Annotated in this window: 6 protein-coding genes, 1 tRNA gene and 2 pseudogenes; 6 read left to right on the top strand and 3 right to left on the bottom strand. The window is 38.6% G+C overall.

Annotated features, from left to right (window positions below; all coding sequences use genetic code 11):
- Window positions 1-203 precede the first annotated feature (203 nt).
- Together ptsP and ME1_RS01035 are read left to right on the top strand one after the other, a co-directional pair.
- Window positions 204-2708, top strand: a complete 2505-nt coding sequence (gene ptsP, locus ME1_RS01040) for a phosphoenolpyruvate--protein phosphotransferase (RefSeq protein ID WP_035011601.1) — start codon at window positions 204-206, stop codon at window positions 2706-2708.
- 347 nt (window positions 2709-3055) lie between these two features.
- Window positions 3056-3145 (top strand) — tRNA-Ser (locus ME1_RS01035).
- A 76-nt stretch (window positions 3146-3221) separates the two neighbouring features.
- Here ME1_RS01035 and ME1_RS08370 read toward each other — a convergent pair.
- The 3 genes and pseudogenes from ME1_RS08370 to ME1_RS01025 form a co-directional block, all read right to left on the bottom strand.
- Window positions 3222-3329: pseudogene (locus tag ME1_RS08370) on the bottom strand (tyrosine-type recombinase/integrase); the annotation flags it as partial.
- Between the two features lie 311 nt (window positions 3330-3640).
- Window positions 3641-4417 (bottom strand): class I SAM-dependent methyltransferase, encoded by a 777-nt coding sequence (locus ME1_RS01030; RefSeq protein ID WP_004862205.1) that lies wholly within the window; start codon window positions 4415-4417, stop codon window positions 3641-3643.
- A gap of 251 nt (window positions 4418-4668) precedes the next feature.
- Window positions 4669-4938: a hypothetical protein gene (locus ME1_RS01025; protein ID WP_004862204.1), complete on the bottom strand. Its 270-nt coding sequence runs from the start codon at window positions 4936-4938 to the stop codon at window positions 4669-4671.
- A 709-nt stretch (window positions 4939-5647) separates the two neighbouring features.
- Here ME1_RS01025 and ME1_RS01020 point away from each other — a divergent pair.
- The 4 genes and pseudogenes from ME1_RS01020 to ME1_RS08055 all read left to right on the top strand — a co-directional run.
- Window positions 5648-6172 carry a helix-turn-helix domain-containing protein gene (locus ME1_RS01020; protein WP_004862203.1) on the top strand — a complete coding sequence of 175 codons (525 nt, stop codon included), beginning with the start codon at window positions 5648-5650 and terminating at the stop codon, window positions 6170-6172.
- A gap of 587 nt (window positions 6173-6759) precedes the next feature.
- On the top strand, window positions 6760-11931 hold the full coding sequence (locus tag ME1_RS01015) for a Vomp family autotransporter (protein ID WP_035011669.1): 5172 nt from the start codon (window positions 6760-6762) through the stop codon (window positions 11929-11931).
- A gap of 409 nt (window positions 11932-12340) precedes the next feature.
- Window positions 12341-17623 carry a Vomp family autotransporter gene (locus ME1_RS01010; protein WP_004862199.1) on the top strand — a complete coding sequence of 1761 codons (5283 nt, stop codon included), beginning with the start codon at window positions 12341-12343 and terminating at the stop codon, window positions 17621-17623.
- Window positions 17624-19059: 1436 nt separating this feature from the next.
- A pseudogene (locus ME1_RS08055) lies at window positions 19060-21987 on the top strand (hypothetical protein); the annotation flags it as partial.

The following is a 21987-nucleotide window of genomic DNA, read 5'->3' as shown; positions in this document are numbered from 1 at the left end:
CGATGATATCCGATCGTTTGATGGATCGCGTTGGGGGATATGTCTCAGTTCATTATATTCCATATAATAAAAAGGGAAGTCGCGATGTTATTTATACGTTGTATGTTGGAAAATGTGGCTTTGAAATAAAATTTAATCAGAAATATTCATGCTCAAACGTGAGGGAGCTTAAATTCATCATGAGATGTAAAGAAGTAGAAGCAATGAATACAGAATTTAACGAGAGTGAAATCTTGTCTATAAGATCTGTACAACTTGCAGCTGCTTTTGATCATAAAAATGATGTAATTCGTGCTGCTGGTGAATTGCTTGTGCAGGTTGGTGCAGTTGACAAAAGCTATCTAGCAAGCATGCTTCAACGTGAAGCAATCACGAATACTTGGCTTGGTAATGGTATAGCCATTCCCCATGGAATGGTTGAAAACCATAATTTGATTATCAGAGATGCTGTTGCTGTTATACAGATTCCTGCAGGTGTTGAATGGCGGGATGGGAAGAAAGCGCGTTTGGTTATTGCCATTGCGGCTTATCCAGATCGTTATAGAGAGATTTGCAGACAATTGGCGCCTCTTTTATATGATAAAGAACGTCTTGAAGCACTTTCAACGACTACGGATAAACAACAGATTGTTACAACTTTATTTGGTCAGGATATGAAGATTGGAAAGACTTCTATTGGTGATCTTTCGGTTTGCCAAGAATGGACTTTAGATTATCCAAGTGGTCTTCATGCGCGCCCAGCTTCTCTTTGGGTTGATTTTGCAAAAAAGGCTCCGAGCTCTATCAGAATCCGCCATGGTGGGTATGCTGTTGAAATGAAAAATTTGGTTGGTTTATTGCAGTTAGGAGCAAAAAACGGTGATGTTCTTATTTTTTCGACGGATGCTGTAGAAGGTGTGCAGCTTCTTAAAGATGCAATTTCTGTTGCGAAGAAAGTGAGCATAAGTGAAAAGTGTATGATGCGAGAAATAGAGTCTCAAATTCAGACTTTTCATGGTTGGTATCCGCGTTCTGGGCAAAAAGGTATTTCTGGTGTTGGTGCAAGTTCAGGGTTAGCTCTGGGGAAGATTTTTGTTTTAAAGCAAAATAATATTTCCATAACTGACCAACCAGTTGATTTTGCAATTGGGACGGCATGTCTTGAAAATGCTCTTACAAAAACAAAGCATAAAATGGCATCAGTTATTTCTGATATCACAGCGCGTATGGGAGCAGATTCTGCTGCGATTTTTTCTGCACAAATGGTTTTGCTTGAAGACGAAAATCTGATAGCTCAAGCTTATCGTTTTATAGCAGAAGGTCATGGTGTAGCTTGGTCTTGGGATAGAGCGATTCAGCAATTTGTGGATATGTTTTCTCAGGTGGATAATCCTTTGTTAGCGGCGCGTGCTGTTAACTTAGTTGATGTTGGTCGTCGTGTTTTAGGCGAAATAAATCCATCATACAGATCATTCTTTTTAAATGATCTCCCGCGCGGTATTATTCTTATTACAGATGATCTATCTCCTTCTGATATAGCTCAGCTTGATTGTACAAAGGTGCAAGGGTTAGCAACGGCATGGGGAGGTCCACTGTCTCATACGGCAATTTTAGCACGCACTCTTGGTATTCCAATGGTTGTTGCTACGGGGGCTGATGTTTTGGCAGTTGAGGGTGATGTTCAAGCTATTATTGATGGTGATAATGGGTTCATTTATCTTGATCCTGCTCCTGAAGATGTTGAAGATGCTGAAAAGCAGATGAGCATTGTTGCGCAAAAGCATGAGAGTGAGATACGCGTATGTAAATTACCAGTACAAACGACAGATGGTCAAAAGATTCGTATCATGGCCAATGTTAGCTACACAAATCAGGTTTCTGTTGCGTTAGATTTGGGTGCTGAAGGTGTTGGCCTTATGCGTACAGAATTTTTATTTTTAGAGAGCCCATGTGTTCCAGATGAAGAAGCACAATTTGATGTGTACCGAGCGATGATTGCAGCGGTGGGGGATAAGCCATTGATTATTCGTGCACTCGATATTGGTGGAGATAAACAGGTTACACATTTACATTTATCTAGAGAGGATAATCCTTTTTTAGGAATTCGGGGAACGCGTCTTTTATTGCGTCGACGTGATCTTTTAATTCCTCAGTTGCGTGCTTTGTATCGAGTGGCAAAAGAGGGTGGAGATTTATGGCTTCTGTTTCCGATGGTAATGTCCGTTTCAGAGGTTTTTGCTATAAAAAAGATTACAGAAGAAATACGCAACGATATTGGTGCGCCAAAGTTAAAGATTGGTATTATGATCGAAGTTCCGGCAGCAGCCATTATGGCAGATGTTTTGAGTGCCTATGTTGATTTTTTCTCCATTGGAACGAATGATTTAACGCAGTATACAATGGCGGTTGATCGACAAAATCCTTATCTTGTGTCTGAAGCTGATAGTCTTGATCCAGCGGTTTTGCGTATGATACATCAGACTGTACAAGGTGCAGAAAAACATAATTGTTGGGTTAGTGTTTGTGGTGATATGGCTGGAGATCCTTTTGCAGCGATGATTTTGACTGGATTGGGTATTAATGAACTTTCTATGATATCTTGTGATATTTCTTCAGTAAAAGCATGTTTGCAGACCCATAGTTTTGAAGACATGAAAATTTTAGCAAGAAAGGCATTACAATGTGAAACTGCGCGGGATGTACGCGCCCTTAGCAATTATATACAATGATGCAGAAAATTTAAGGGAACGAAGAATTAATTAATCTTGCAATTTGGTAAAGCAAAATCACATCATGAATCATTTTTGTTAGAATAAATTTTATTATTCTCATGAAGCACGTTTTTATGTTGGTGACGATTCATGAGGGCGCTTATTTTGCGGATTTCTGGATATAGGTAGTGATAATAGGGATAGTATTGTCTATCCACGGAAAAAGTTGCTTGTTGAAAAAGAGAAAATGTATTTATACTTCAATAAGGTTCTCGCCTTATTTTAATAAATAAAGTTATTTTTTAAATTTTGAGTATGAGTTTAAGCTTGCACGTTATTTCTTTCTGGGTATAGTGCGAACCTCTGGAGAGGTGGCCGAGTGGTTGAAGGCGCACGCCTGGAACGCGTGTATATGGGAAACCATATCGAGGGTTCGAATCCCTCTCTCTCCGCCATTTTCAATAAAATCAAGAGATTATACAAAAGTTCGGGGGTTTTGTGTTCTTTGTTTCTTTTAACTTGTTTTCTTGTCTACCCTGAACTTTTTTGAAGCTTTTTTATTGCTTCCATTGCGAGTCGTTTTCTATCTGCCGTTTTGGTATAGAGTGAAGCCATTTTACCCGTGGTCCACCCAAAGTGTAAATTGACTGAGGTTTTTGTATCTCTTGCGCATTATTGAGAGCAAAAAACTTCCCCTTTAATTGCGCAAGGTTCATGGACATCGTCTAATAATTCTTCCGCTTGCGTAAACGTTTTCTGTAATAATCCTCAACACTTCCTGTAAGGCGGATCAAGGTAAAATAAGCGGACAATAAAGATCGATGCAACGAGGTGTCAGTTTTAAAGCTGAGGGAAAAACTATTCAAATCTGCATCTTAATATGCGTAAATTTTTCGCACCACGCTTATTTTGTGCAATGAAAGGCAGTAGAGGAAACCATAGATATCGGATTATCTTACATACATATAGAGTTCACTTTGATATAAAATCTCCAAATTTCCTTGTACTTCATATTGTTTTATCAATGCAACCAATTGCTGCAAATATTCTTCTTGGTGGCTAGCAATAGCGCGTTGTGCTTGCGTTGAGGAGCGGCTCATACCAATAAAGGCTTCGGATGGGATCGTCATTGTCCAATTGTGCGTATGTAAAACAATCTTTTCTGGATTGACTCTAAAGCCATCGCTCATTTCCTGTAAAAAATCAAAATTACGATAATAACGGGAATAGTGAGGGCTCATTTCTTCTAATAATGTCTCATAAGCAGCTAGAAATTTACTCTGTTTAAAATTGCGATTGTTTTGAATGACTGCCATGACACCCTTGGCTCGGAGTTGGTTTGAGACAGTGCAAAGCAATCGAGGGCGATCCATCCATTGAAACGCCTGCGCCACAATGACAAGATCAAGCTTGCCGATTTTGGGCAATAGGCTTTCAGCTTGGCCTTTATACCACTGTACAGTAGGAAATTTTTTTCGTCCCTGCTTAATCATATCTGACGATATATCGATAGCATGATATTGGTGTTCGTTCCCCAGAAGTTTGACAATTCCTTCTAATGCGATGCCGGTTCCAGCTCCTACATCCACGATGGATAAATGTTTTTTGTCCTTAAAAGGCAGTAGCATGGTTTTCAATAAGGTGAGGGGATAGCGCGGACGATAGCGATCATAATCACCAGCCAATCCATCAAATTTTTCACTTTGTGGTTGAATGTTTTGTATCATAGGCTCCCCCTGACAATTGCTGGCATATATAATTGAGAAGCCCACCTTTATCCAGTGTGTTAAGCATAAGTTCCTAAGGAGAGTTAAATGAGAACAGCCCTTTTTACTTTCTCATTTTTCTTCTATAAGATCGATGATTTACACTGAATATGTTGCTTTTTAAAAGGGTAGAAGAGCGAATGCCAAGGCTGGTATTTGTGAAGAGGGGAAAGCAATCAGACAATTTCTCACTATAGAAGGATTGTATTGCGTTATTTGTGTTCTTCAAAATCCATATGCGTAACAGTCTCTTCTTCATTTTCATTGGAAAGAGGCATTCTACGACGGCGCAGGGTTTCTACAATTTCCTTTTTAAAAACCATATCTGCTTCGCTTAAGCGACAAATACTTAATTCTAATTCAAGAGATAAAGCCAAATCCACACATGATTTAAGCTGTTCTCCAATGTCAAAACCACGTTGATAATCGTCATAAAGACCAACAAGCGTATCGGATAATTCTTTATCGCGTAAAGAGGTCATGTTTATGTCTCCACATCACGGTTTTTCAGTGCAGTTTTAATATATTTAAGCGTCATTTCATTATGATTGCCAAAAACTTTCATGCATATCACTATCATAGTTTTGTCAATTTTGCGCAAAACATCAACTTTTAAGTCACTATCGGTCAGAATTTTTTTGTTCCAAGAATTTTAGTTTCTCAATTGTGCATGCATATTGCAATATCTTTATTATAGGACTTATGGTATTTAAAATACATGATTGGCAAGCGGTTTTTCATTTACGTAGAAGATGTATCATTTTGATGAAAATGCTTTGAGATTTCATCATTGCTAATGAAATTCAAACCAGAGTTATTGATATCCATAAAGTGGTATCATTGATGAATTGCTTTATCGGTTAGATTTTGAATTTCATCAACAATGAGATGTCTTTCATTATGTAATTTTAAAACTCTGTCCAAATGTTTTTGACATTGGATAACGGTATTTGGTAAGATTTTGTGAGTTTTGCCACGGATCATGTTTTGTAGCGTAAACTCGAAATAATGCTATGGCGCTACTATCTTTGTGTGGTTGTCATAATTTTCGCTCCTACTTAAATGGATGCGGCAACATCCATTTTGTGGGGTTATGTGTGTGATAGCCGCTCCTCTAACGGGCGGTAATTAAGAGACATAAATCAATATAATTATTTAGTCAACAATTATATTGATTTTGGAGTAGTTTTTTTGGCACGTCCAGAAACAGAACCTAAAACTGATTTAGCAAAACGTTTTCGTGAAGTGCGTCGCACCCTTGGTTTCAAGGAACGTAAACAATTTGCTGAACATCTTGGTATAACTGCTGGTTCCATAGGAACGTATGAAACTGGTATAAGTGAGCCTACTGCTTCTGCTCTCTCCAAATATCAAGAAATCTGTGGTGTTTCATTAGATTGGCTCATTACTGGCAATGGTGAAATGTTTACAGATATGGCAAAGGCGAAAGCGGTGGGTTTTAAACCGCAAGCTATTCCTGCTGGGCTGATGAAAAAGCTTGGCCGTTTAGCTTATACAACCTATCATGATGCAAAGATACAAGTTCCTCCTGAAGATGTAGCGGAATTAGCGGCAGAGCTTTATGGAAAATTACAAGATCTTGTTCAGGATATCAATGATAAGGAAGAAGTTGAAGCAACTTTTCCGCTTTTGAAGTTGCATTTAAAACGTCAAATCGAAGCTGAGAAAACACAACCAGAAACTACAAAAGATTAACAGTTCTCTGACATGATTTTTTTTGTTTTTATGCTATAAAAATCCGATTTTAAAAAGAGCACTACCTCTACACGTCTTTTAGCTTTTGAAAACACTATCCACATTTTATCTGCTAAAGAAGATTGAACACTACAAATTTCTATGTAGTGTTCATGTGTTTCATGGAACTATATCGCAGGATTATCTTTATATTTTACAATTTATAGCGGTGTATTTGTGCAAATCCATGAAAAATTATTTTCTTCTACTCTTGCCATTTTGTTGATGCGCTTTATCTGAAAATGAAAGACTGTTTTATAAGAAGCGAATTATACTGTTCGTGATGGAGGTTATAGCATAGTTTGCAAGTAAATTACCTATTTTTTATTTAAATCCCTTTATTGATGGGGGTGTTTTAACATCCAATGTCTTTTCAGAATTTTTGGGACGATGCTGAGAGAATTCTGAGCGTTGAGAGGGTGGGTTTTGTCTTTTTTAAAATTTTTCTAGTGCGCAAACGTGATTTTGCGAAGTGTTTTTTGTTGCCTGTTGTGGCGAAGCTGAACTTTGTTTTGGCTTTCAGTATGCTCTATATTGAGGGATTTATCATGAAAAAATATTCAACACCAAATTTGGTTAAGGCGGTTTCGTTGGGGACTGTTATTGCGACACTTTTGTCTAGTGTGTCTCCTGTTTTTGCTGCGGGTGTTTCTACGACAGGAGGCCTTATTCGAAACTCGAGTGGTGCAGATGTTCCTTATCCTTATGGGAGTCATGGTAGTATTGTCTTCGCTGGTGATAATGATTACTGTGGTGTGGATAATGTTGTTGGACGTGGAGGAAAACAACAGGATGGGGTGACTAATCGCATAACGGCAAAGGAGCAATATAATAGATTTGTCGACAATAAAGAATTTGGAAATCGCAATCCTTATGGTACGACCACTGAGAAGGTTACTTGGGCTAATAATAGTACTACAACCCCCAGCGGTGGTTATATGGGAGCGCTGACGAGTGGTTTTCAGAATGCAATGCCTGAGGCGTATGGTATTTATTCTTTTGCTACCGGTTGTGGATCTGCTGCGACGGGTAATTATTCAACGGTATTTGGTGCAGGCGCGACAGCAAAAGCGGGTGGAGCGCAAGCCTTTGGTGTTTCTGCGCTTGCAAGTGGTATAGCAAGTGTTGCTATGGGTGTTGATTCAGAGGCATCAGGGAAGTCTGCAGTTGCTATGGGTGGACTTGCAAAAGCCTCTGGTAAAAATAGCATTTCTATAGGTGAGGATTCTCAAGCGACGATGGACGATGCGATTGCGATTGGTTCCAATACAGAAGGGAGTGGTATAAATAGTGTTGCTATTGGTAATATAGCATCTGCATCTGGTTACAATAGTGTTGCAATAGGGCTCAAAACCAAGGCAAGTAAGGAGTATACGGTTGCTATAGGATCGAAAGCTGAAGCGCAAGCTCTTGGTTCTATTGCAATAGGTGGTGGGGAACCTGCAGAAAACGGGCAAGACAGAGAAGTAATAGCGAAAGGTAAAAATTCAATTGCTATAGGTTCCCATACTTTTGCTGAGACAGATCATTCAGTTGCGGTTGGTATAAATGCACAGGTACGTGTTACAGACGGTGTTGCTGTGGGTGGAGGATCTGTTTCTCGTGTTGAGCGTGGTGTTTTGGGTTATGATCCTGTAACAAATGCTACAACAAAAAAGGATACTCTTGCATGGAAAAGCACTGGAGGTGATTTTAGTGTCGGTAATACTAACCAGAAGTTAACGCGACAGATTACAAATGTTGCAGCGGGAAGTGAAGATACCGATGCTGTCAATGTGGCGCAGTTAAAAGCTCTGAGAAATGTCATAGCAGGAGAAGGAGCAGGAGGAAGCTGGAATCTTTCTGTTAACGATAGAGATTCTGCAGCTGTTAATGGAGACAATACAGTAGATTTTTCAGTGACAAAAAACGGCGTGGGAGAAGACAACTTAAAGATAAAGGTAGAGAGGGAAGGGGAAAATAATAATAAGCATAACGTCAAATTTACTTTAAGTGATGAACTTAATTTGACGAGCGTTACTACAGGTAAAAGCTCTTTAAGTGATAGTGGCTTAGAGATTACAGGTGGTCCAAGCGTAAAGAGTGATGGTATTTCTGCTGGCAATAAAAAGATTACAGGAGTAATGGCAGGAACTGAGAATGGTGATGCAGTTAATTTTGGACAGCTGAAAGAAATAAAAGATCAAATAGCAGGAGGTTGGAAACTTTCTGTTAATAATGAAAATCCTACGGATGTTAAAGCAGGCAATACTGTAGATTTTTCAGTGCAAAATAACAATGAAGCTGGACAAGACAACTTAAAGATTACCAAAGGCGATGATAACAAGATCAAATTTGCTTTGAGTGATGCTCTTAAGTTAACAAGCGTCACTACGGGACAAAGCACTATGAGTAGTGATGGTTTCGTAATTACTGGTGGACCAAGCATGGGTATGGGGGGTATTAAGGCTGGCAGTAAAAAGATTAAAGAAGTAGCAGAAGGAACTGATGATACCGATGCAGTTAATTTTGGACAGCTAAAAAAAATAGAAGATAAAATAGCAGGAAATAACCTTGTTCAATGGGTTGAAAAGGGGAATCTTATCACCATTGGTAAGGAAAAAGGTGGTAATGTAATTAATATTACAAACCAATCGGGTGATACTCGTACAATTTCCGGCGTTTCGGACGGTGATATTGATGAATCTTCAACTGAAGCAGTGAATGGTAGCCAGATTAATAAAATATCCCAAGATGTGGCAAAATTTTTTGGTGGTGAAGCCTCGTTCAATGATGGCACCTTTCGTGGACCAACATATAATTTATCTCTTATTGTTGAAGATGGTCAGGTGGCAGAGACTAAATTTTATGACGTTGGTTCCGCTTTGAAAGGACTTAATGCAAATGTCAAAAGTGTGAATACTCACTTAAGTAATGTGGTTAATGATTTTAGTAATGTGTTTAATGATTTTTCTAAAGATGCTCTGTTATGGAGCAACAAAGAACAGGCATTTGTTGCGCAACATCAAGAAGGAGAGGCATTAAGAGATAGTAAAATTACTTACCTTTTGGATGGTGACATTACTGAAGATTCAACAGATGCGATAAATGGTAGCCAAATTAATAAAATATCCAAAGGTGTTGCAAAAATTTTTGGTGGAAAAACGGAATTCAAGAACGGTGTTTTTACAAATCCAGAATATAAGTTAACAACTATTGATGAAGATGGTACAGTAGCTCTGATTAAATATCATGATGTTGGTACAGCTTTGGATGTAGTGAATAAAAATGTCTTTGCAGTTGATCATAGAATAACCGTTGGATTTCTTGATATTGCTGAGTATTTTGGTGGTGGCGCTAAGTATGAGAAAGGCAAATGGCAAGCTCCTACTTTCACAATTTCTCAAATTGACAACGACGGATCGTCCTCTGAGAAATCCTATGATAATGTTGCAGATGCATTTGAAGGTGTGAATACCACTTTCACCAAGATCCACAATCAAATTTCTAATATAACAGAAAATAGTCTTGTTCAATGGGATGAAGACCAGAAGCGTATCACTATTGGTAAGGAAAAAGGTGGCAGTCTAATCAATATTGCGAATAATGAAAACAGGGTTCGTATTATTTCTGGTGTTTCAGGTGGAAAGATTACTGCTGATTCAACGGAGGCAGTGAATGGAGCGCAGCTCTATGAAACTAATCAAAAGATTAGTGAGCTAGATAATGATTTTGCTGATATAAGTACAAATATATCGAATTATTTTGGTGGTGGTGCAGATATATTTGACGGTACAGCACCAACCTATACGATTCAAAACAATAACTATAGTGATGTGGGTTCTGCTTTTAGTGCTGTCAATACTTCTATCACAGAGATTTCTAATCAGATTACCAATGCGGCAAAAAATAGCCTTGTCAAGCAAGAAGGAGAGAATTCTCTTATCACCGTTGGTAAAGCAACAGGTGGTACTAAAATTAGTATTGCAAACAAATCGGGTGAAGCTCGTACAATTTCCAGTGTAAAAGCAGCAGAGCAAGATGATGAGGCCGTTAATAAAAAGCAGCTTGATAATCGTATTGCAGATATTAATAACAACATTAACAATATCAAGAATGTAAGTGATTTTGCAGTTCTCTATGATAAAAATAGTGATAATTCTGTCAATTATAACAGTGTGACTTTGGGTGGTAATAAAAGCAAAGAACAAGTCGCTTTGCGCAATGTCAAAGATGGTGTGATTTCTGAGCAATCTCATGATGCGATCAATGGAAGCCAGATTAACAAAATATCTCAAGATATAGCACAATACTTTGGTGGAGGTGCTAAATTTAAAGATGGTGCTTTTGTCAGACCCAAATATAATTTATCTATTGTTTTTGAAGATGGTAAGGTAGGAAAGATTAACTACTATGATGTTGGCTCAGCTTTGAAAGGGCTTGATACAAATTTCAATAGTGTGAATACGCGCATAACAAATGTAGCCAATGACTTTAGTCAGAAAATTAATAATTTTTCTAAAGATGCTTTACTTTGGAGCGAAGAGGATAAAGCTTTTGTTGCACGTCATGAAAAAGACGGAAAGAAGACAAACAGCAAGTTGAAATTCCTTTTGGATGGAGAGATTGCTGCTAACTCAACGGATGCTATCACAGGTAATCAACTCTATCTCATGAGCACCCAGTTGGCTAATTATTTCGGCGGTGGTGCGGGCTATAAGGATGGAAAATGGAACGCTCCTAATTTCACGATTTCTCAATTTAATGCTGATGGTAGCGTTGGTGAAAAGAAAAGCTACAATAATGTTGCTGATGCACTTGGTGGTGTTAATAACGGTATGATCAACATAAACAATCGTATTGAGGATGTCATCAACAAAGTAGATTCTGATGCTTTAAAGTGGAATAGTGATCAACAAGCCTATGACGCTAGTCATACCGGTCAGCCAAGTAAAATTATCAATGTAGCTGATGGTAAGATTGAAAAAGATTCGAAAGATGCGGTCAATGGTGGACAACTTTGGCAGACCAATGAACGTGTCGCAGGTGTTGAAAAAGATATAAAGCATATCACAAACAGAGTTGACAATATTTCCACTACGGTTACCGATCTTGGTAAAGACGTTTATAATATTGAAAACAAAGTTGATAATATTGAGAATACGGTTGGTGAACTTGCAGACGGAGTTGTTCTCTATGACAAAGATAACAATGGTAAGAAAACCAATAAAATCACTTTAGCTGGTGGTGATGCCAGTGAACCTGTTCTGATTGATAATGTAGCTGATGGTAAGATTGAGAAAGGCTCGAAAGAAGCTGTAAATGGTGGACAATTGCGTGATTATACTGAGCAGCAAATGAAAATCATTCTTGATGAATCGAAGCACTATACGGATCAACGGGTGAATAATATCGTTGTCGATGCAATTGATGATGCCGTAAATCAGGCGAACCACTACACTAATATAAAGTTTGAGGCTTTAAATTACAACATTGAAAACGTGCGTAAAGAGGCAAGACGAGCAGCAGCTATTGGGTTGGCAGTGTCTAACTTACGCTACAACGATACACCTGGAAAATTAAGTGTCGCATTTGGTAGTGGTTTATGGCGTAGTCAATCTGCTTTTGCTTTTGGTGCTGGTTATACATCTGAAAAAGGAAATATTCGTTCTAATTTATCGGTTACAAGTTCAGGTGGGCATTGGGGTATTGGTGCAGGACTTAACATGACACTGAATTGATGCGAAAATAGTTTTCTTGAATACGCTTTTGCCCCTGCTTTGATGAAGCAGGGGCATTTTAGTAAAAAAACTTTGAATAAATCTTGCTTGAGAAAAATAAGCGTTCTCCTAAAATCAAGAGACGCAAAAATTATACCAATTTCAAAGAGGATAAAGCAAAAAAATAGGCGCTCTTTTTAAGAGAAAATCCAACGTTATTCTCGTAATAAGATATGTTTTTTTGATGTTCCTCAGCTTGACTTTCACAAGCTGCCCTCTACTTCCCCTTTAAAGGTGCTGTCGCAATAACAGCTTATATCTTGTTTTATTTACAGTGCAAAAGCACGGAGACGCAAAAAATAAGAAGGCCTTACAACACGAGTAGGCGTCTTTTTTGTGTCTTAAATATGTTATTATCGGGAGGGGAATTATGAAAAAATATTCAACACCAAATTTGATTAAAGCTGTTTCATTGGGAACTGTTATAGCCACACTCTTGTCGAGTGTTTCTCCTGTCGTTGCTGCAAATCTTGCGATAACAGGACAATCTGTTCAGAGCACAAATGGAACCGACGTATCTTACCCAAAGGGAAGCCATGGCAGTATTGTGTTAGCTGGCGATAATGATTACTGTGGTGTGTTTAATGTTATTGGCCGTGGTGGCATGAATCAAGGTACTAATAAGCAAATTACTGAAAAGGAAGCATATGAAATAATTTCTCTGAACAAAGAGGTTTCTGGCAAGAGTCCTTTTAATTGGGCAACAGGTCAGATTGTTTGGGCTGGTGATGGTACAACCAATAGCGGGGGGTATATGGGAGGAGCAACGGGTGGTCTTACAAATGTTATGCCTGAAGCTTTTGGCGTTTATTCTTTTGCGACGGGGTGTGGATCTTCCGCATCGGGGCATTATTCAACAGCATTTGGTGCGGGGGCTACTGCAAAGCTTGGGGCGGCACAAGCCTTTGGCGTTTTTGCGCTTGCGGGAGGACAAGCAAGTCTTGCCATAGGGGTTGTGTCAGAAGCATCAGGAAGAGGTGCGATTGCTATTGGTGGGTTTGCAAAAGCAACAGACATTGATGGTATGGCATTTGGTACCCAATCACTTGCAAGTGCATCAGATGCAATTGCTGTGGGTTATGATGCTCAAGCTCAAAAAGAGAAGTCCATTGCTATTGGTCCAAATGCAAGAGCGATTGTAGAAGGTGGTGTTGCTATTGGAAGCGGATCTGTAGCTAATACGTCTGCTGGTGTTATTGGTTACGATCCTTTAGAGCATGGCCCATCAAAGAATGAGAAATGGAAGAGTACGCTAGCTGCGGTAAGTGTTGGTAATCCTAAAAATAGTCAAACGCGTCAGATTACAGGGGTAGCAGCTGGTACTGCAGACACTGATGCCGCAAATGTTGCACAGGTAAAAGCATTAGAATCGTACGTAGATCAAGGTTGGAATCTGTCTGTTGGAGGGGAAAATTCCACAACGATTGGTATAAAAGATACCGTAGATTTATCGGCTGCAAGTGACAATCTTACAGTTACAAAAGATGTTAAAGGCAATAATGTAAAGTTTGATCTGGCCAAGAATATTACAGTGACGAGTGTCACTGCAGGAAAAAGCATTTTGAGTGATGATGGCTTTCTATTTACTAATGGAGGGCCAGCAATAACTTCTCAGGGTATTCATGCTGGCAATCAAACGATTACAGATGTTGCAGCGGGGACAGCAGATACCGATGCAGTGAATGTTGCACAGCTAAACGCTGTGAAAGAGGCAGCGAAAACAAGTTGGCAGCTTTCTATCAATAGTGGAGATGCTATGGCTATTGGCCCAAATGGCATGGTAAATTTACAAGCAGCCGGCAGTGAAAATAAACAGAATATCAAGATTGTAAGGGATAACGATCACAATGTAACATTTGGTCTGGCAGATGATATTCATGTGACAAGTGTCACTGCTGGAAAAAGCGTTATGAATGATCAAGGTTTTCATTTTGAGAAAGGAGGTCCAGAGGTAACACCTGATGGTATTGATGCTGGCAATAAAAGGATTACAGGACTTGAAAAAGGAAATAGAGATACTGATGCAGTGAATGTTGCACAGCTGAAAGAAATAGAAAACCAAGTAGCAGAAAATAGTCTTGTTAAATGGGATGACGCGCAGAAGCGGATCACTATTGGTGCTGAAAAGGATGGTATTGAAATCAATATTGCAAATAATGAAGGTAAGGTGCGCCTTATTTCTGGCGTTGAGATTGGGGAAATTAGTTCTACTTCAACAGATGCAATAAATGGTCACCAGCTTTTTCAAATTGCTAAAAATGTATCGGATTTTTTTGGTGATGATGCAGATGTGATTAATGGTATTGGACCAACTTATACCATTCAAGGTTCTAAATATACTACTGTTGTATCTGCATTTGAGGGTATTAATAATTCTATCACGAAGATTTCTAATCAGATTACCAATGCGGCAAAAAATAGCCTTGTGAAGCAGGAAGAAAATGAAGGCACTATCACTATTGGTAAGGCAACAGGTGGGGATCTAATCAATATTGCCAATAAGAATAGTGAAGATCGTAGAATTTCCGGTGTGAAAGCAGCAGAGGAAGATAATGACGCTGTTAATAAAAAACAACTTGAGGATAGTATAGCAGATATTACCGATAGTTTTAAGAATAATAGCCTTGTTAAGCAAGAAGCAGAGACAAATCGTATCACTATCGGTAAGGAAATAGAAGGCACAGAGATTCATATTGCAAATAAATCAGGTGAGGCTCGTACAATTTCTGGCGTGAAAGCAGCAGTTAATGCTGATGAAGCTGTTAATAAACAACAACTCGATGGTGAAATTGCAGATATTACAGACAGGATTAAGGTCATTAAAGAAGCAAATAGTTTTGCTGTCCTTTATGATAAAAAGAGTGATAATTCTGTTAATTATAATAGTATCACTTTAGGGGGTGAGGAGACCAAAGAACCAGTTGCGCTCCATAACGTGAAAAATGGCGATATTAATGAAGATTCAACTGATGCTATAAATGGTGGGCAGCTTTGGAAGACGAATGATCGTGTTGCAGGTGTTGAAAAGGAAATTGCCCATATTGATAATAAGGTTACTAATATATCAGCTACGGTTACTGATCTTGGTAAGGAAGTTTTCGATATTCAGCAAGCAAGTGCTTTTGCAGTTCTCTATGATAAAAACGACGATGATTCTGTTAATTATAATAGTATCACTTTAGGGGGTGATAAGACTACGGAACCAGTGGCTCTTCTTAATGTCAAAGATGGCAGAATTGCTGAGGATTCGCATGATGCCATCAATGGTAGCCAAATTAATAAAATATCCGGAGATATTGCAAAATCTTTTGGTGGGAATGCTGCATTTCAGGACGGTAAATTTGTCGGACCACAATATAATTTATCCACTGTTTCTGCTGATGGTAAGGTAACGCAGAAAACCTTTGAAGATGTAGGTTCTGCTTTGACAGGTCTTGATGCAAATGTCAAAAATGTGAACAGTCATTTAGACAATGTGGTTAATGAGTTTACTCAGAAAATTGATGGTGTCTCTAAAGACTCTTTATTGTGGAGTGATGATGAGCAGGCATTTGTTGCTCTTCATGGACCAGGAGAAGAAAAGACAAACAGCAAAATTAAGTTTCTTGCGGATGGGGAGATTTCTAGCGATTCAACCGATGCTATTACCGGCAAACAACTCTACTCTGTGAACAATAAGCTTGCTACTTATTTGGGGGGAGGTACTCAGTATGAGAATGAAGAATGGACAGATCCTACATTCACGGTTTCTGAATTGAATGCTGATGGTGCTATTGTTGAGGAGGAATATGATAATGTTGCTGATGCTTTCACTGGTGTGAGTAATTCTATCACGAAGATTTCTAATCATATTACCAATGCGGCAAAAAATAGCCTTGTCAAGCAAGAAGGAGAGAGTTCTCTTATCACGATTGGTAAAGAAACAGCTGGCACTGAAATCAGTATTGTCAATAAGAATGGTGATGTTCGTACAATTTCTGGCGTGAAAAACGGCACACTTTCTGAAGATTCAACCGATGCTGTAAATGGTTCACAGCTTTTCAAGATTGCTGAAAATATATCGAACTATTTTGGTGGCAGTACAGATGTAGCGGCTGGTATAGAACCAACCTTCGTTATTAAAGATACAAAATATAATAATGTAACGGATGCTTTCACTGGCGTGAATATTTCTATTGCAAACCTTGATGGTAAGATTTCCGAAATGAAAAAGGGCAATCTTGTGCAACAAGAGGGAGGAGCTTCAGGGATTATCACGATAGGTGCAAAAACAGCTGGGACTGAGATCAATATTGCAGGTGTTGGTGGTGTAGCACGCACTATTTCTGGTGTGAAAAAAGCAGAAAAAGGCGATGAAGCTGTTAACAAAGATCAACTTGATAAAAGCATAGAGAAGATTTCTCAAGATATTAATCTCGCAAGTGCGGCAGCGGTTCTCTATGATAAAAGTGAAGATGGTGTTGTTGATTATAATCGTGTAACCTTAGGGGGTAAGAACAGCACTGGACCGGTAGCTCTTCTTAATGTCAAAGATGGTAGAATTGCTGATGGTTCAACAGATGCCATTACGGGTAATCAACTCTATCGCATGAGTAACCAGCTTGCAGCCTATTTTGGTGGTGGTGCTGGCTATAATGATGGGGAATGGACGGCTCCTAATTTCAAAGTTGCACAACTCAATGCTGATGGTACAACTGTTGAGAAAAGCTACAATAATGTTGCCGATGCACTTGGTGGTGTTAATAGCAATATGGTAAGCATAAATGATCGTATTGATCATGTTATCGACAAGGTAGATTCCGATGCTTTAAAGTGGAATGATTTGCAGCAAGCTTATGATGCTAAACATGATGGTAAGCCAAGTAAAATTATCAATGTAGCTGACGGTAAAATCGAACAAGGTTCAAAAGATGCGGTCAATGGCGGACAACTTTGGAAGACCAATGAACGTGTTGCAGGCGTTGAAAAAGATATTCAGCATATCACAAACAAGGTTGATAATATTTCCGCTACGGTTACGAATATTGGTGAAACGGTTATTAATATTGAAGACAGAGTTGATAATATTGAGAACACGGTTAATAATCTTTCCGATGGGGCTGTTAACTATGACAAAACTGCAGACGGAAAGAAAACCAATAAGATCACTCTAAAAGGTGGTGATGCCAGTGAACCTGTTCTGATTGATAATCTCGCTGATGGTCGTATTGAGAAAGGCTCGAAAGAGGCAATTAATGGTGGGCAACTGCATGATTATACTGAGCAGCAGATGAAGATTGTTCTTGATGAATCAAAGCATTACACAGATCAACGGGTGAATAATATCGTTATTGATGCTATTGATAATGCCGTTGACCAAGCTAACCAATATACAGATATGAAGTTTAATATTTTAAGTTATGACATTAAGAGCGTCCGCAAAGAGGCAAGGCAAGCAGCAGCTGTTGGTTTAGCCGTATCCAACCTACGTTACTTCGACGATCCAGGATCTTTGAGTGTCTCATTTGGTAGCGGTGCATGGCGTGGACAATCTGCCTTTGCTCTTGGTGCTGGTTATACATCTGAAAATGGAAAAATCCGCTCTAATATATCTGCAACAAGTGCTGGTGGTCATTGGGGCGTAGGTGGTGCAATAACTCTGAAAATAAAATAAAAAAAAACAGGAATTTAACAGAATTTTCGCCCTTGTCTGATGAGGCAAGGGCGAAAATTTTATAGATGATAATGATACTTAAAGTCAAAATTTTCTAAAAGAATATTCCATAATTTTACTCATAAAAAGCACACTTTAAGATCTGTTGGAGTATGCTTTTTATGAACAGGGTTAGGGAAGTTCATTTCCTAGCTATTTTTCTATTATTCCGTAGCTAGTATCGCTTTATAAGATTCATTGTAAAGGCGGAGCTAATACTTCCCAAGAAATCACGCAATCATTTTGGGTCATTTGATTCTTTTGAATGAGAAGCTAAATTAAAGCAATATTAACCATTTTTACAAAAAGATACAATTAACTTTACAAAATAAGAAAGCGACTAATACACGCGTTTTTCGCTTTAAAACCTTCTAGAAAACAAGTCCTTTTTCAAATTCAGTATCTTTTACCTCTCAAATACACAAAATGAATCTTCTAAACTTTACAAATTATAAACCTTATATCTGATAAGAGCGTTCAAATATATTTTGCCAGTCTCATACTCTTTAGGTGCGGATGATACATCTAAAAGAGCATTTTTCTTGGTAGAATTTAATTTATGGAAGTTAGGAGATTTGGGGATTTATGTGCATGGATTTCATATAGCATTGAGATGATACTAAAAAGGCAAAGGTTTTAAAAAAATCTTACACAGCATCACTATTGTTAAACAATATTTAAGTTACACATAAACAAGTACGATACTTAACGAGGATGAAAATTCTGAGATTTCAGAACAATATTATGTGATTTTGTTGAAAAAATAACACACGAGAATCCATAATGATAGAATTTATACAACAAGCCCATTTTTTTCTTGCTATTTCATTTGAGACTTCATAACTGTACAAATAGTATATTATTAAGACTCATTTTGTTTAAAAGAAACGCCTCTTGATGGGGTGAGCGATATCAAAAGGGGGGCAAGCGTAATGAATTTAAAGAGAAAAAATAACACCAAACTTCGATGCAGCTTTAATATTCATTTTAGTAGAAAGAAATTATAGCTAAAGAAATCAAATTCTACTTAGATTTCAGAGTATTTCACTTTAATATCACAAAAAAAATACTCTCTTTTAACAAAAAAGTAATCCATTAACGCATAAAAATCACTCTTTATATTTGTTAAAAGCTTAATCATTCTAAAATGAAATGCCTTAAATCTTTAAACGAAACATAGCAATAAAACATACAACAAACGCCCATTAGACTCTAAACGGATCATTTGCAATATTTATTAAATCAATTTTCCTACTTAGATCCTCTTAAATACACACCACGAGACTCAAAATGACACCTCACCAGAAGAATAATAGCCTAAAATCTCATACTCCCTTAAAAGGTAACGTAGAAATGTGTCTTTTTTGTGTCTTATTTTTTTCATTGGAGAATTTATTATGAAAAAATTATATGCCATACAAACAACAGTGAGAAATTTAAAAAATTCTCATTTTTCTTTCGTTAAGATGCTGTTGTTGGCTATAATGGTTGCATTCTTATCGAATATTTCTCCTGTAAATGCTGGAGATGTAAAACCCAAGAGTGTTAAGGGAAATGAGAAAGCCAAATCTTCTGAAGTTTCTTCGCCTGCACCTGTAAATGAAGGAGCAGCAACATCTGGTTTAGCAGATGCTGGTGTAATGAATGTGGATGTGACAGCGAGCGCTGAAGGTTTGCAGGCAAATAATCAGGCAAATAATGTGAGTGAGGACTCTCGATTTGGGGGGAGGATTGCCCCTGTAGCTGATCTAGCACTCATATCTTATAATAATCCAACCTCATTGAGGGCTCGTTTGGCAGCAAGTGATGGAGGCCAACAGTTTGCTCAGAGTGATGAGAATCCAAGTATTATTAATGTATCTGATCTCTTACGGAGTGCTTCAACGAATGGCATGCAACGTGGTGTAGATACAAAGAATGTCACTTTTGGTAATAATATGCGGATACCAGGCGATAGCGATAAAGATGTTATTATTGGAAACAACGTGACGTGGCAGAAACAATCTGGGTTGCAGCCGGCAACAAGTGTTGTTATTGGTGATTCTGTAAATCTTGCTAGTGGTAGCGATGTCATTGCTATTGGTTATCAAGTGTCAGTAAAAGCTGGTGACTCAGTTGCCATTGGTTATAAGGCTGAGGTGGATGAACAGCAAACTGTTGCTATAGGTCATTTGTCGCACGCTATAGGCCTAAAAAGTATCGCAATTGGTGGTGAAGGTAGAACGAACTTTGATCCAATTCCCCCTGAGGGCCGTACAGAGTCAGCAGGCGATTACTCAATTGCTGTTGGACATCGTGCTAAGACATCGCAGATGGATGGCATTGCTATAGGACACATGGCTCGCGCTAAAGGTATAAGTAGTGTCGCAATCGGTTCTGAATATAATGAAAAGAGCGGGAAGGACGATTATACAACTGCGGGTAGTAAACATTCATTGGCATTAGGAGCTATTGCTAAAGCTATGGGTGTGGAAGCGAATGCTATTGGTTATAAGGCAGAGGCTTCAGGTGTGCGTTCTATTGCTTTTGGCCCGTTGGCTAATGCATTGGAGAACGATTCTATTGCGATAGGTAGCAAGGCACAGGCTGCCAATGTGGGCACTATTGCAATAGGTTCTTCTTACGATGAGAGGCAAGTGTTAGCAAAAGGTAAATTTTCTTCTGCTGTAGGTTATGGTGCTCAGACTTTAGGAGATAGTGCATCTGCTTTTGGTGTCGCTTCAGGTGCAAATGGTTCAAATGCTGTTGGTGTAGGTTCTTTTTCATTTGCGGATGCAAAAGATAGTATAGCCGTGGGCAACATGGCTCACGCTACAGGTATAAGCAGTGTCGCAATAGGTGGTGAATATAATAAAGAGAGCGATCATGGAGAGAATGATTATACAACCGCAGGGGATAAGTATACAACAGCTGTCGGTGCTGTTTCTAAAGCTCTAGCGTATGGCTCGACTGCTCTTGGTCACCGTGCATATGCAACTGGTCTTGAAGCTATTTCTGTAGGCTTCTATTCACAAGCAAATGGGGGTGGGAGTATCGCTATAGGTGCCGATTCTAACGCGAAGACTAAAGATAGTATTGCACTAGGAAGCGATTCTATAGCGAGCAGGGATGCTGGTGTTTTGGGGTATGCTCCTAGTCTGAAGGGACCTACAACAAACACCAAAGCGCAATGGAAAAGTACGCATGGTATAGTGAGCGTTGGTGATGATGCTAAGAATATAACGCGCCAAATTACAGGCGTAGCAGCTGGTACTGAAGATACTGATGCAGTAAATATTGCACAATTAAAAGACTTAGAAGACGTTGTAAGAAAAAACGGTTGGAAATTATCTGTTGATAATGCAAATAGCACAACTGTGCCTATGAATAGTGGTGTAGATTTTTCCGCTGAAAGTAAAAATCTTAAGATTACAAAGGGCGATAAAGACAATAAAGTAAAATTCGATTTAGCCAAGGACGTGACACTGAGTAGTGCAAAAATGGGGGGTGGTACCACCTTAGATGCAACAGGCTTAGTGATTGTCAATGGTCCTAAAATAACTACCACTGGTATTTCTGCTGGAAATAAAGAGATAAAAGACGTTAAATCTGGGGACCTCTCTGCAACTTCAAACCAAGCAGTCAATGGATCACAACTTTTTACGACTAATAATAATGTTACTACTGTTAGCAATGATTTGAAAACAGTTGCTCAGCATGCGGCACAATATTTTGGTGGCGGAGCTGGATATACGAATGGGAAGTGGACTGATCCCACTTTCAAGATCAATACGTTCAAGAACGATGGCAGTACAGTTGAGTCAACCTATCATACTGTTGCTGAGGCTTTAGCTGATGTTGGCAGTTCTTTTACGAATATTAAGAATGAGATTAACGCTGAAAAAAGTAATGAGCTTGTTAAGTGGGACGAAGATACAAAAACTATTACTATAGGTAAAGAAAAAGATGATGCTAAAATTAGCCTTGTCGATAAGGATAGTAAGAGTCGCATACTTTCTGGCCTCAAGGCGGCAGAACAAAACGATGAAGCCGTTAATAAAGCACAACTTGATGAAAACGTACATAAGCTTACTAAAGATATTAATGACGTGCGTTCTGTAGCAGTTTTCTACGACACAGAAGAAGATACAGAAGAAGTCAGTACCCTTACCAGATCAGCTCGTAAAGAAGTTAAGAAGAAGAGTGTGACTTTTGGAAATCCAGAGGAAGGCACAGTTTCTTTGCGTAATGTTGGTAATGGGAATGTTGCTGAAAATTCAACTGAAGCAGTGAATGGTTCGCAGCTGTTTACCACCAATCAAAATGTGACAACTGTAGCCACAAAT

The organism is Bartonella vinsonii subsp. arupensis OK-94-513 (genome assembly GCF_000278235.1).
GTDB lineage: Bacteria > Pseudomonadota > Alphaproteobacteria > Rhizobiales > Rhizobiaceae > Bartonella > Bartonella arupensis.
This window is presented reverse-complemented; position numbering and strand designations above follow the sequence as displayed.

Bases quoted from the DNA above. Each gene is read 5' to 3' on its own strand.
- ME1_RS01030 (WP_004862205.1), bottom strand. From the start codon at position 4,417: ATGATACAAAACATTCAACCACAAAGTGAAAAATTTGATGGATTGGCT.
- ptsP (WP_035011601.1), top strand. From the start codon at position 204: ATGAATACAGAATTTAACGAGAGTGAAATCTTGTCTATAAGATCTGTA.
- ME1_RS01025 (WP_004862204.1), bottom strand. From the start codon at position 4,938: ATGACCTCTTTACGCGATAAAGAATTATCCGATACGCTTGTTGGTCTT.
- ME1_RS01010 (WP_004862199.1), top strand. From the start codon at position 12,341: ATGAAAAAATATTCAACACCAAATTTGATTAAAGCTGTTTCATTGGGA.
- ME1_RS01015 (WP_035011669.1), top strand. From the start codon at position 6,760: ATGAAAAAATATTCAACACCAAATTTGGTTAAGGCGGTTTCGTTGGGG.